Here is a 13070-nt window from a genome sequence, read left to right as displayed (position 1 = left end):
GTCCCTTTGCGTCCGTCAACTACTGACATAGTAATTTCCACGTCACCTGCCTCCTTTCTTCTCCTCATATTTGGAAAATCCGTAATTTCATTATATAAAAACCACTTGATAGCGTCTACATTCCATTTTATATTTCATCATCCTAATGAATGATCGGTACTTATAGCTCTTATGTTTTTGAAATAAGGAGGCCTTACGGCCTCCTCGCTTTAAGCGGGTTTCCGTCTTAGACGGAAACCACCTCGTATACTGAAATCATCTCAATCAGCCTCCTTCCAGAAGTGTTCTTGCCCGGCCGGACACTTATTATTAAGCCATACCTGTAGGGTAGTTACAAGTTCAAGAACAGTTATAATCGTTCTCCACCAGTCTTAATCCCCCTCAGAATCGCTTCCAGCCGTCGATTGCACATAGGAAGGCATTTCCCCATTATGAAGCAACCATAGCTCGTGAAGCGCACGTGTACAGCCGACATACATCAGCTTCGCATCCCAAGCAGTAGCTCCGTAATGGTCTTTATCGGCATCCGCTAAGATTACCGCATCAAACTCCAAACCTTTAGATAAATACACAGGTAGCACCGATAGTCCACCCTGATATTGTGTCATGCTACCGTCAATCAGATGAATATCCTCAAAATGCTGGGCGAGTTCAGCGTACAGCTCTGTGGCTTCACGTAGACTACGTGTTAGTACAGCTACCGTACGATATTCCCCTCCAGACAAGGACTTCAGCGCCGATTGCAGGGTGCTCAAACGAGCATCCCCTTCGCCTTCGCGCTCTCCGACGCCTTCCCCGTAGGCGATCATCCGAACAGGGTCCCCACTACGAAAGACGGGAACAGCTAACAACGAGCTTTCTACACCCGACGATAGAATTCCATTAGCGAAATCTATAATTTCCATGGTAGAACGATAACTACGTGTCAGTGCATGATAAGCCGTGTTCTCAGGGGCAAACAAGGTTTGCATCTCTTCCCATGCGTGTACGCCTTTATAAGCATGTATCCCCTGCGACAGATCGCCTAGAATGGTAAAGGAATGTCCTCGCACGTATAAATCCAGCACAGCAATTTGGAAGGGGGAGAAATCCTGAGCTTCATCAATTACCACATGGTCAAAACGATTGCCGCCTTCGTTCCCATTCAACAGATAATGGATATACAGCAGAGGTGGTAAATCTTCTTCGCGTATGATCCCTTTTTTCAGCTCTTTTACCGTTTCCTTTAGCACTGCTACCGGAATATTCTCTGGTGGATTCACCGGCCAATCCTCTGGGACTTTAGCCGCACGGAAGATTTGCTTGTAGATCGTCAGCGGATCATACTTAGGCCATTTTGCGCTGTATGCCTTCTCTCGCTGCGCACCTTTTTTCTTGCGCTCCTTCATAGCAGCAGCAGAAGGACTCTTCTTCAGTTCCATCTCAATCCAGCGATGAATTCGTGCCATTACACGTTCCTTCCGCTTCGCTGGCGGATAAGGAGCGTACTCCTCATTATGCCAACGCAAGATCATCGAGCGGCGCAGCACAGCGCCTTCCCACGGGATAAAATCCCCCTCAGGGACAGAACTTGTCTCCAGCAGCTTAATGCTAGATTCAATAATACTCATCAGAACCGTTGAGCCCTTGAAACGTCCCGGTGTCTCTTCTGTAATCACTGGCATTCCACCAGGGGTTTCGAACCAGCGGTTAAGCGTCTCTGTTGCATCCTGTTCTGGAAGCTCTAGTCCTAGTACATTTGCCGCCCAATCTGGGAAGGTACTCTGAGCAATATTACCTACCCCGAGTTCAGGCAATACATCCGAGATGTAATCCAGAAACATCCGGTTCGGTGCAAAAATAATCATTTTTTCTGCAGAGACCTGATCCTTGTATTGATACAGCAGAAAAGCAAGTCGATGCAACGCAACGGTTGTTTTACCGCTTCCCGCTACGCCCTGAATGATCAATGCTGTATTTTTAGCCGCACGGATAATCTTGTCCTGCTCCTCTTGAATGGTCGATACGATATCACGGAGACGATTATCTTTGTTCTCTCCGAGTCGATAGACGAGAAACTCGTCTGATACTACGGGTGCATCACTCTCCCGATTATACGTATCCGCAACCCGCTCCAGAATTTGCTTCCGGATCACCACGTTACGCTTGAGGTATACCAGTCCTTCTATCAGTCCCTCAGGAGCTTCATAGGAGGCTGGCTCCGTACCACCGGTAAACGAATAGAACAGGCTTGCTACCGGTGCGCGCCAGTCGATGACAAGCGGACGGTCGCTTACCTGCTCGCGGTCTACGCCGATTTTGCCTATATAGAGTGCCTTCCGCTGCTTCTCATCATTGCCCTGAAAATCAAGCCGTCCGAAATAAGGCTCCTGCCGAAGCTTGGCAAGATCTTTGCGCTTCTGTTCACGGTTCGCTTCTAACACTTGTTCCGTATAATCGTGTCCCGTGTACACCGGGGTCTGGTTAAGCTTCTCCAGTAAGGTGTCGATCTCAGCAAGCGCTTGATTCAGCCTGTCTTCTTCCTCTTGATAGGCACTTTGAAAGTTGTCTTCCAATTTCAGTTACCTCCTAAAAGTTTATCGAGCTCAAATTTTCATTCTCCTCATTCCCTTTTCTCACACAAAAAGGATAACCATTGTAGCACAATCAGCACATAAATACCAAATCTTTCAAGCGAATTAACACTATAGCACAGCTTGCAAAATAAAGTTAGCTACAAACAAGCCCGCAATCCCATACAGCGCAGGAGGTACTTCTTTACCCTTGCCCACCGCAAGCTTCACGATCGGATAAGCGATGAAGCCAAAAGCCATACCGTCTACGATGCTATAGGTGAATGGAATCATAACCATGATCAAGAAAGAAGGGAAAAGCTCAGTCAAATCGCTCAAATCCATCTCACGCACATTCTGTACCATAAGCCCGCCAATTACAATCAAGATCGGTGCGATAGCACTGTCCGGAATGTAAGATAGCAGCGGTAAGAATAAGAATGTCGCGCCGAACAGAAGCCCTGCCACGAGCGAGGTCAGACCCGAACGCCCACCTGCAGCGATTCCTGCATTGGATTCCGCAGCAGCTACTACAGGACTGCTTCCGAAGAGACCTGCAGCGATATTGGCAATAGAGAGCGCTCGTAAGCTACTCTTGAAGCGCTCAGGACGCCCTGCCAGCGTCGTCTGTGAGGCGACAAGACCGATATTTTCAAATACAACGATTAACAATAACAGGAATACAGCGATCCAGAACACAAGGCTCACTATGCCGCTCCAGTCCATTCCGAGAAATAGGCTCCCATAACCCGTAAATACATGGCCTGATGCCTGCTTTTCTGGAACGTGAGCCGCTCCCAGCAAGTAGGCTAGTCCGGTACCAACCAGCATACTGATGAGCAAGCCTCCGTTGGTTCCCCGGATAAACAGCACTAAAGCGAGCAACAAGGTTACACAGGAAGTGATAACTGCAGGATCACTAAAATGTCCTATAGCAACAAAAGTGGTCTGGTGTGCAATCACGATCCCGCTCTTTTGCAGCCCTATAAAGGTCAGAAACAATCCTATCCCGACTGTTATGGCATGCTGCAGGTTCTGAGGAATCGCTTCACTAAGAATACGATAAAGCGAAGTGAAGGACACTATAGCGAACAACACACCCGTTATAACGACAACAGTAAGCGCCTCTCTCCAACCCAAATTCATAGAATGAACAAGTGTGTAGGTGAAAAAGGCGTTGATCCCCATACCTGGCACCACGATAATCGGCGTCTTCCCACCGAAGGCCATCAGTAGACAGCCTGTAACGGCAGTCAATAGTGTAGCCACCATAGCCGGTCTAAGCGGCATCCCCGCGTCATGGAGAATGGCCGCATTCACCATTACAATATATACCGAAGCAAAATACGAGAGGATCCCAGCAGCCCATTCCCGTTTCCATTCATTCTCAGGCGCAAGCCCTACACTATTTCGCCAAAAATTCGATTTCATGTACAAAAACCTCCACTGATATTAAGTTCCGCAGGCGGATATTACCCGGATAATAAATCTTATAATCAGCCGTTCATCCCGGTTCAGCTATTATGCCTATATGTGGTCTGCTTCACGCAAACCCGCCTGATAACCACAACAAAAGGGCGTACGCAACTGGATTTCAGCTGCTCGCCCTTTTGTCCATTTCATAACTAATTATCACTATAATTGAAACAGCTTCAGCTCAGCGATTCACTTACACGCTGACGCCTCCAGCCTCAAGCAAATCACGTACGGCAACGCTGACCATGATCAGGCCGGCTACCGGTGGAACAAATGAATTGCTGGCTGGCGGTTGTTTCGCTTTACGTCGATCCGGCGCATTCTCCGGAACGATCTTATCTGTAACATCCTGACGCGGCTTCATTGGCGGCTCCGTAGAGAAAACCACCTTCACGCCCTTCTTAATGCCTTCCTTACGCAGCTTCTGACGAATGACACGAGCAATCGGGTCATAAGTTGTCTTTGAAATATCCGCTACCTGGAATCGTGTAGGATCCATTTTGTTGGCAGCGCCCATGCTTGAGATCATAGGGATTCCACGGGACAGACATTCTTTGATTAAGTGGACCTTATAAATAATCGTATCCGAAGCATCCAGGACATAATCAGGTTTTAATTTGAACAATTCCTCATAGGTTTCTTCCGTATAGAACATGTTGAGTGCGATCGCTTCGCATTCCGGATTGATCAGCTTCACACGTTCTACCATCAGATCAGCTTTTTTCTGCCCAACCGTAGTTGTAAGAGCATGAATCTGGCGGTTTACATTGGTGATGTCTACGGTATCCTTATCTATGAGAATAAGTCTGCCGATACCGGTACGCGCCAAAGCCTCAACAGCTATACCGCCAACACCGCCGATGCCAAGCACCGCTACCGTGCTGTTCTTCATAATCTCCAGTCCTTCCGGTCCGATCGCCAGTTCCGTACGTGAGAACTGATGCAGCATGAGGTACACCCTCCTTCAAAAGCTTTGGCGAAGCAGAAATCTGCCTCGCCCGCTTCGATTAGTTAGTTATTCTTTTTCTTTCTTCGGTTTTAGAGCCAGCTTAATGTGCAGCTGTTCCAATTGTGAGCCGTCTACTGGCGAAGGTGCATCCATGAGTAGGTCGGTTGCACTTGCTGTTTTCGGGAATGCGATGGTTTCACGCAGATTTGTACGACCGGTCAGTAGCATTACTAAACGATCTAAACCGAAAGCGATACCGCCGTGTGGAGGTGTACCATATTCAAACGCATCCATCAGGTAGCCAAACTTCTCGTAAGCAACCTCTTTCGTAAATCCAAGGGCTTCGAACATTTTCTCCTGTACCTCGCGTTTGTAAATCCGCATGGAGCCTCCGCCTACTTCGTAGCCGTTCAGAACGATGTCATAAGCTTGTGCACGGATCGCACCTGGATCTGTGTCAAACAGGTGCAGATCCTCTTCACGTGGACGAGTGAACGGATGGTGTTCTGCCACATAACGTTTCTGATCTTCGTCATAGCCAAGAAGTGGGAAGTCTGTAACCCAAGCGAACTTGAACACGTTATCGTCGATCAGACCGAGTTGACGTCCAATTTTGACACGTAAGGCGCCTAGAACGTCTGCTACTACCTTTTTATTATCCGCGGAGAAGAGGAGAAGGTCGCCTTCTTCAGCGCCTGTACGTTCCTTCACAGCCGCAATTTCTTCTTCGGAGAAGAATTTCACAATCGGCCCCTTGAATTCGCCGTCTTTCACTTGAATCCATGCCAATCCTTTTGCGCCATAACGAGCGGCATAAGGTCCAAGGTCATCGATTTCTTTACGAGTCCAAGTGCCACAGCCTTTAGCATTTAGACACTTCACTTCTCCGCCTTTTTCGATCACAGAAGCGAATACCTTCACGCCGCTAGTAGCAACAATATCGTTCATTTCTACAAGCTCTAATCCAAAACGTAGATCAGGTTTATCAGAACCGTATTTGCCCATCGCATCAGCATAAGTCAAACGTTGGAACGGAAGCTCGATATCCGCTCCTACAGTTTCCTTGAACAGACGCTGCATCAGCTTCTCCATCATACCAAGCAGTTCATCTTGGGATAGGAATGAAGTCTCAATGTCGACTTGTGTGAATTCAGGCTGACGGTCAGCACGTAAATCTTCATCACGAAAACAACGAGCGATTTGGTAATAGCGCTCAACGCCGCCCACCATCAACAATTGCTTGTAGATTTGTGGAGATTGCGGCAATGCGAAAAATTCGCCTTCATGCACACGGCTTGGCACCAGATAATCACGCGCACCTTCTGGAGAACTCTTCGTTAGAATTGGTGTTTCTACGTCGATAAATCCTTCGCTATCAAGGAAATCGCGGAAAATCTTAGAAGCTTTCGAACGAAGCAGCAAGGTTCTTTGCATTTCCGGACGGCGAAGATCCAAATAACGATATTTCAGACGCAGAGACTCGTCTACTTCCACACCATCTTCGATGAAGAACGGAGGGGTCTTAGCTGCGTTCAGCACTTCAATGTCCGTAATTTGCACTTCAATTTCTCCTGTTGGCAGGTTACGGTTAATGGTTTCCTCATCACGTTTAACAACTTTACCTTTAACAGCCAGGACGTATTCACTACGAACCTTATCAGCAATTTGTAAAGCTTCGCCAGAGTAGTCTGGGTTAAATACAACTTGCACAATACCACTTCTGTCACGCAGATCAATAAATAGTACGCCCCCGAGGTCGCGGCGAGTCTGTACCCATCCGTTTAAGGTTACTGTCTGTCCAATATGTTCTGGTGTTAACTGTCCACACTGATGACTTCTTTGCATAATTTATCATTCCCCTTTATGGTTAAAAATACATTTTTAATCTTTCTCTATACAGTCACCATAAGACGTGTAGTCAGATGGTTTAAACTAGCGCCTGACCCAGCTCTTCCAGCTTCACGGTGCGCTGCTCCCCTGTATTCATCGACTTGAGAGTAATTACACCATTCTTCAGCTCATCTTCGCCAAGAATCGCAGTATAACGTGCCGACATACGGTCTGCCGATTTCATCTGTGCCTTCATCTTCCGGCCTAGGTAGTCACGTTCTGCTGAGAACCCTTGGCTGCGCAGGATGTAAAGCTGCTTAGAGATTTCAATATCAGCTTCTTCGCCGAGGGCTACGAAATACACATCGAGCGGTTTCGCCGTCTCCAGCTCTACCTTCTGATCCTCCAAAATGAGAAGAATTCGTTCCAGTCCGATTCCAAAACCAATACCCGGTTGATCCGGACCACCGATTTCTTCAACCAAACCGTTGTATCGGCCTCCGCCGCCCACGGTATCAATCGAACCAATACCTGCTGCTTTATATTCAAACGCTGTATGCGTGTAATAATCCAATCCTCTTACAAGGCGAGGGTTAATGGTGAATTCTACTCCCATGATGTTAAGGTGCATCTTCACCTTCTCAAAATGAGTTGTGCACTCTTCATCCAGACTATCCAGAATGGAAGGTGCATCCGTAAATTTATCCTGATCTACCTTGCAATCCAGCACGCGCAGCGGATTACGCTCGATACGACGCTGACAGTCACTGCAAAGATTATCCTTCATCGGTCTCAGGAATCCCAGTAGCTTCTCCCGGTAAGCTGCACGGCTAGGTGCGTTACCAACAGAATTGATCTCTACTCTTACATCCTTAAGGCCCAGGTCCTTATAGAATTGATAGCCTAAGGAGACCACCTCTGCATCAATAGCCGGATCTACCGCTCCGAAGGCCTCAATCCCAAACTGATGGAATTGACGATATCTTCCTGCCTGTGGACGCTCATAACGGAACATAGGTCCGATATAATACAGCTTACTTACATCAGGCTCACCATACAGCTTGTTCTGAACATAAGCGCGAACAACACCCGCTGTTCCCTCTGGACGCAGCGCCAAATCGCGGTCGCCTTTATCCTTGAACGTATACATCTCGCCTTCGACAATATCCGTTGTTTCGCCTACTCCACGCTCGAATAACCCCGTGTGCTCGAACATCGGTGTACGGATTTCTCGGTAATTGAAACGACGGCATAAATCTCTAGCCTTCCCCTCAATATATTGCCATTTCTCCACAGCTCCCGGAAGCACATCCTGTGTTCCTGTAGGTTTCTCGAATCTTTCTTTAGCCACAGTCTATCCCTCCTAAAAAATAACCCCTCTAAATCTGTTCTCTCCATCACTTCATATCGCTAAACAAAACAAAAAATCCCCCGCCCTGTTTATAAAAAAACAGGGACGAGGGATTATCATAACCAATAATACACCCGTGGTACCACCCACATTCCGGATCAGAACCATTCTGAATCCGCTCAAAGCGGTTAACGCCCGCCTACGCGTAAACGGCTACTGATCGCGGCAATATGCATTGCCCACTTTCGCCGTACGTTCTCGGGGAGGTCATTCATTCGCTCATCAACAGAATCCTTGCAGCCAAGCGGAAACGATAAATCATCCATTGTACTGGATATCATCTGAATCTACAGGGGATTCCTCTCTGAAGTTGTGGGTCCTCGAATTACTTGTTCCCGTCATCAAAACCATATGTTAAAATCGTATATTTTTAAATTCTACTGAACTACTGCGCTAAAGTCAAGGCAGGAAATGCAAAGCTGAATAAAAAAATCGACATTTTTCAACTTTTTAGCTTTCACTTCAACCATTACAAAAAAAATGACCTGCGGCCGAATGCTGCAGGTCCATCATCATATATTATTAAAAAGGGGGTCATGCCTTTATTATAAACACGCTATATTAAGGAAACATGTATGTAATATTACGATTATATTACATTCATGAAAGCGGTTTATTTTAATAGATTGATGTTAATCGAATTGTTCAACAAATGCGCCTTTGCCCCGAAGGGTTTCCACAACCTCATTATAATTCTCTTCTGCGACACTAAGCTCCATCACATAACGAAGTTCACTTAAATCCCCATCTTCGAGCTCCCCATCCGCTACATCCGCACTAACCTGATCTTCATCCACACTATAATGGGTTTCAGGTTCAGCGTCGGATGCGGCAACACCAGGAACCAGCATGGCTCCTGCTGCCGGAGTGCTACCTGTTCCAAGTGTCCCTACTGTACCTGCTGCCATAGTTGTATTAGTAAATGGCGCGATTGGAAACAGAATTCTACGATCTTCTCCGATAGGGTCCGTGAGTGGCCAAACCTCCAAGCCATCCACCTTGTAACTAATCAACGCTGTTTTTGCGCCTTCTGCTTCATTTTCCGTTCTGAAATATGCCTGGATTTTTCTGGTCATTGCCATTACCTCCTTGGATTATAAATCTCCATATTATGAATTGTTTATTTCAGGACCTTCAATATTTCACGAACGAAGGCAGGCTCATCTTTCGGTGTACGCGAAGTAATGTAATTACGATCAACTACTACTTCTTCATCTTTGAACTCCGCACCGGCATTCACTACATCATCCTTGAGCGGAGGATAAGAGGTAATGGTACGTCCCTTAAGCAAGTCTGCACTGATCAGAATTTGGGGTCCGTGGCAAATAGAGGCGATAGTCTTACCAGCTTCGTTTGCTTCTTTCACAAACTTCAGAATATCAGCATTTTGCCGTAAATTTTCTGGGGAAGAACCCCCCGGAATTACAATCGCGTCATAATCACCGGCTTGAACGTCAGCTATAGCTTTATCGGCTGCGTAGGAAACCTTTTTCTTTTTCCCCAGTAAGGTCTCCCCCTTCTTTAAACCGATAATGTCAGCTTGATGTCCTGCCTTTATAACTTCATCGTAAGGAACCTTCATTTCAGAATCTTCAAAATCATTAGCTAGTAAAAATGCAACGTTACTCATGTGATAAGTTCTCCTCTCTGTTTGAGCGTAGGAATAGGTATCTTGTTGATCTTTCTTGTCGTCTATTACCCTTATCACGATGATTTCTAAACTCTAATCAGAAAATATACGCTGTGAACAACATCGAAAAAGCCGTCTCTACCAACCATTTCAGGTACGCGGCAAGAGATTACGGCTTCTTCCTTTGATCATTTGGGGTTCAATCTCGTCTTCCGACTTTTTGGCTAACGCACAGGCCTCTATAGGGCTCCCAGTTGCTAGTGCCGGGATACTTCTCCATACCCAAGCCTTCTGTGATTGTCTCATTGCCTAAGCTCCTTGCATCGTGCATGATATCCATCTTCATTTAGTTTATCCAGCACCAAGAGGCTCTATCCTCACAAGATTCTTACTCACAGCTCAATCACAATAAAAAAAGATGTCGAATGTTCGCTCTGATAAGGAGCAATATTCGACATCTTCTTTTCGTTAACTGCGGCTATCCAAAATGAGAGTAACCGGACCCCAATTGGTCAGCGACACATCCATCATCGCTCCAAATACGCCCGTCTCCACCTGAAGTCCTCCAGCTCTAAGCTCTTGGTTAAAATAATCATAAAGTCGCTCGGCCTCCGCAGGAGCTGCTGCTCCCATGAAATTTGGCCGTCTTCCTTTACGGCAATCCCCGTATAAAGTAAACTGGGACACCGAAAGAATAGCTCCCTCAGTTTCTGTTACACTGTAGTTCATTTTACCAGCATCATCTTCAAAAATACGCAAGCCAGCTATTTTATCCGCCAAATGCTTGGCATCCTTCTCTGTATCTTCATGCGTAACGCCAACAAGCAGCATCAAGCCTTTGCCAATCTCACCGGTCACTTTCTCATCTACGGTTACTTTGGCGTCCTTACAACGCTGTACTACAACTCTCATCGCACTACTCCGCTCCTTGCTTTATTGCATGATCCGATTCACTGTATATACATCCTTGACTCGTTTCACTTTATCTACAACGGATTGCAGATGCTCCGTGTTACGAATAAGAATGGTCATATGAATCATTGCCATCTTATTCTTGTCAGAGCGCCCAGTGACCGCAGAAATGTTCGTTTTACTCTCGGATACCGCCTGCAGCACTTCATTGAGTAGTCCATTACGATCATGACCCGTAATCTCAATATCCACACTGTAGTTCGCTTCCATCGTACCTTCCCATTCCACTTCAATCACTCTTGCTGCTTCTTCACCGTTGCCTTCACCCGGAATATTAGGACAATCCTGGCGATGCACAGATACACCCCGGCCCCGTGTAACATACCCTACAATGTCGTCACCCGGCACCGGATTACAACATCGTGCAAAACGGACAAGCAAATTATCAATTCCTTTAACACATACGCCATTGGTCGGTTGATTACGTTTCTCTCCGGAAGACTTGATCTCCTTCATCTCTGAAGTGAGCTCTAAATGATTAGCGGCGTCCTCCTGCTCCTTGCGCAGCTTCTCCGTCAAACGGGAAGCAATCTGCGAAGCGGTAATCCCACCAAACCCAACAGCAGATAACATATCCTCAACATCGTTAAAAGCGAATTTCTTCGCGGCTTCTAATAATTTTTCATCGGAAATCCACTCGGAAACCTCGACATTCAGACGCTTCAGCTCACGTTCAATCGCTTCGCGACCTTTTTCGACATTTTCCTCGCGTTTTTCTTTTTTGAACCATTGCTTAATTTTGCTTCGCGCATGGGAGGATTGGGCAATCTTGAGCCAGTCTCGGCTTGGTCCGTAAGAATGCTTCGACGTCAGAATTTCTACAATATCGCCCGTCTTCAGCTTATGATCCAGCGGCACAATTCGCCCGTTCACCTTAGAACCAATCGTGCGATTACCCACTTCTGTATGAATACGGAAGGCAAAATCGAGCGGTACAGAGCCCGCAGGAAGCTCAATAACCTCGCCTTTAGGCGTAAACACGAATACGAGATCCGAGAAAAAATCCATTTTGAGTGATTTTACGAATTCTTCAGCATCCTTGGCCTCATGCTGCAGCTCCAATATTTCGCGGAAAAAAGGCATCCGATTCTCCGGATTAACATTATTGCTGGTTCCTTCTTTGTATGCCCAATGTGCTGCTATCCCGAATTCAGCCGTACGATGCATTTCCCAAGTGCGAATTTGCACTTCGGTTGGCTCTCCACCAGGACCTACCACTGTAGTATGCAAAGATTGATACATATTGGCTTTGGGCATAGCTATATAATCTTTGAAACGACCCGGCATTGGCTTCCATAGGGTATGAATAATTCCGAGAGTTGCATAACAATCCTTGATATTATCCACAATGATACGGATGGCCAGCAGGTCATAGATCTCATTAAACTGTTTGTTTTTCGTACTCATTTTGTTATAGACACTGTAGATATGCTTCGGACGACCTGAAAGGTCACCTTCAATGCCCATTTCATCCAGCTTGGCTCGAATACGGCCAATTACGCTATCGATAAATTGCTCTCGTTCTGCTCGCTTCTTATGCACCAGATTAGCAATGCGGTAATACTGCTGCGGATTCAAGTAACGAAGCGCAATATCCTCCATCTCCCACTTAATCGCAGAAATCCCCAGCCGATCAGCCACAGGACAGAAAATCTCCAACGTTTCGTAAGAAATACGACGCTGGCTCTCTTCAGATTGGTACTTTAACGTACGCATATTATGCAGACGGTCCGCTAGCTTAATCACAATGACCCGGATATCCTGAGCCATCGCAATAAACATCTTACGATAATTCTCGTTCTGCTGCTCTTCCTTTGAGCGAAAACGGATGCGCTCCAGCTTCGTTAAGCCGTCGACAAGCATCGCGCAGGTATCGCCAAATTTCGCGCGGATTTGTTCCAATGAGACCGTCGTATCTTCCACAACATCATGCAAAAGCGCCGCAATAATAGATATAACATCCATTTGCATATTGACGACAATATCTGCCACCGCCAGCGGATGCAGAATGTATGGCTCCCCCGACTTGCGGATCTGCCCGTGATGAGCCTGATCGGCAAATTCATAAGCTTCCCGGATGCGGAGAAGATCTTTATCTTTTATATAGGCGCCAGCCTTATCCATTAATCGCTCTATGCCCATTCTCGTCGTATCCGTTTCCTTTCTATAATAAAATGAACCCGCAATAGTTCTAGAATCTGCAGGTTCCAATCATTTCGCAAGCAACTTACGCTCTTGTTCAAAGTTGTC

The 13070-nt window shown here is 46.5% G+C and carries 11 protein-coding genes; all 11 read right to left on the bottom strand.

Features of this window, described 5'->3' with window-relative positions; genetic code table 11:
- Positions 1-371: 371 nt before the first annotated feature.
- The 11 genes from NSS67_RS09395 to NSS67_RS09345 all read right to left on the bottom strand — a co-directional run bounded on the left by NSS67_RS09395 (position 372) and on the right by NSS67_RS09345 (position 12962).
- Positions 372-2555: a UvrD-helicase domain-containing protein gene (locus tag NSS67_RS09395; RefSeq protein WP_339319292.1), complete on the bottom strand. Its 2184-nt coding sequence runs from the start codon at positions 2553-2555 to the stop codon at positions 372-374.
- Between the two features lie 129 nt (positions 2556-2684).
- Positions 2685-3983 carry an NCS2 family permease gene (locus tag NSS67_RS09390; protein WP_339319291.1) on the bottom strand — a complete coding sequence of 433 codons (1299 nt, stop codon included), beginning with the start codon at positions 3981-3983 and terminating at the stop codon, positions 2685-2687.
- Positions 3984-4221: 238 nt separating this feature from the next.
- The gene (locus tag NSS67_RS09385; protein WP_339319290.1) at positions 4222-4977 is read right to left on the bottom strand and encodes a tRNA threonylcarbamoyladenosine dehydratase; all 756 of its coding nucleotides are present in this window, start codon (positions 4975-4977) and stop codon (positions 4222-4224) included.
- A 66-nt stretch (positions 4978-5043) separates the two neighbouring features.
- Positions 5044-6822, bottom strand: coding sequence for an aspartate--tRNA ligase (gene aspS / locus NSS67_RS09380; protein ID WP_339319289.1), 1779 nt, complete (start codon positions 6820-6822; stop codon positions 5044-5046).
- An 82-nt stretch (positions 6823-6904) separates the two neighbouring features.
- Positions 6905-8158, bottom strand: coding sequence for a histidine--tRNA ligase (gene hisS, locus NSS67_RS09375; RefSeq protein WP_339319288.1), 1254 nt, complete (start codon positions 8156-8158; stop codon positions 6905-6907).
- Positions 8159-8346: 188 nt separating this feature from the next.
- A complete protein-coding gene (locus NSS67_RS09370; protein WP_339319287.1) occupies positions 8347-8499 on the bottom strand; it encodes a hypothetical protein in 153 nt (50 codons plus the stop codon).
- A 351-nt stretch (positions 8500-8850) separates the two neighbouring features.
- Positions 8851-9294, bottom strand: a complete 444-nt coding sequence (locus tag NSS67_RS09365; RefSeq protein ID WP_339319286.1) for a hypothetical protein — start codon at positions 9292-9294, stop codon at positions 8851-8853.
- A 44-nt stretch (positions 9295-9338) separates the two neighbouring features.
- Entirely contained in the window at positions 9339-9848 is a 510-nt protein-coding gene (locus NSS67_RS09360; protein WP_339319285.1) for a type 1 glutamine amidotransferase domain-containing protein, read from the bottom strand.
- 150 nt (positions 9849-9998) lie between these two features.
- The gene (locus NSS67_RS09355) at positions 9999-10154 is read right to left on the bottom strand and encodes a hypothetical protein (protein ID WP_339319284.1); all 156 of its coding nucleotides are present in this window, start codon (positions 10152-10154) and stop codon (positions 9999-10001) included.
- A 162-nt stretch (positions 10155-10316) separates the two neighbouring features.
- On the bottom strand, positions 10317-10760 hold the full coding sequence (gene dtd, locus NSS67_RS09350; protein ID WP_339319283.1) for a D-aminoacyl-tRNA deacylase: 444 nt from the start codon (positions 10758-10760) through the stop codon (positions 10317-10319).
- 21 nt (positions 10761-10781) lie between these two features.
- Positions 10782-12962 carry a bifunctional (p)ppGpp synthetase/guanosine-3',5'-bis(diphosphate) 3'-pyrophosphohydrolase gene (locus NSS67_RS09345; RefSeq protein WP_339320552.1) on the bottom strand — a complete coding sequence of 727 codons (2181 nt, stop codon included), beginning with the start codon at positions 12960-12962 and terminating at the stop codon, positions 10782-10784.
- Positions 12963-13070 lie beyond the last annotated feature (108 nt).

Origin of the sequence: Paenibacillus sp. FSL R10-2734 (assembly GCF_037963865.1) — a bacterium.
In the GTDB taxonomy this organism is placed as follows: Bacteria; Bacillota; Bacilli; order Paenibacillales; family Paenibacillaceae; genus Paenibacillus_AQ.
The sequence above is the reverse complement of the archived record's forward strand: the minus strand, read 5'-3'. Positions and strand labels throughout refer to the sequence as shown.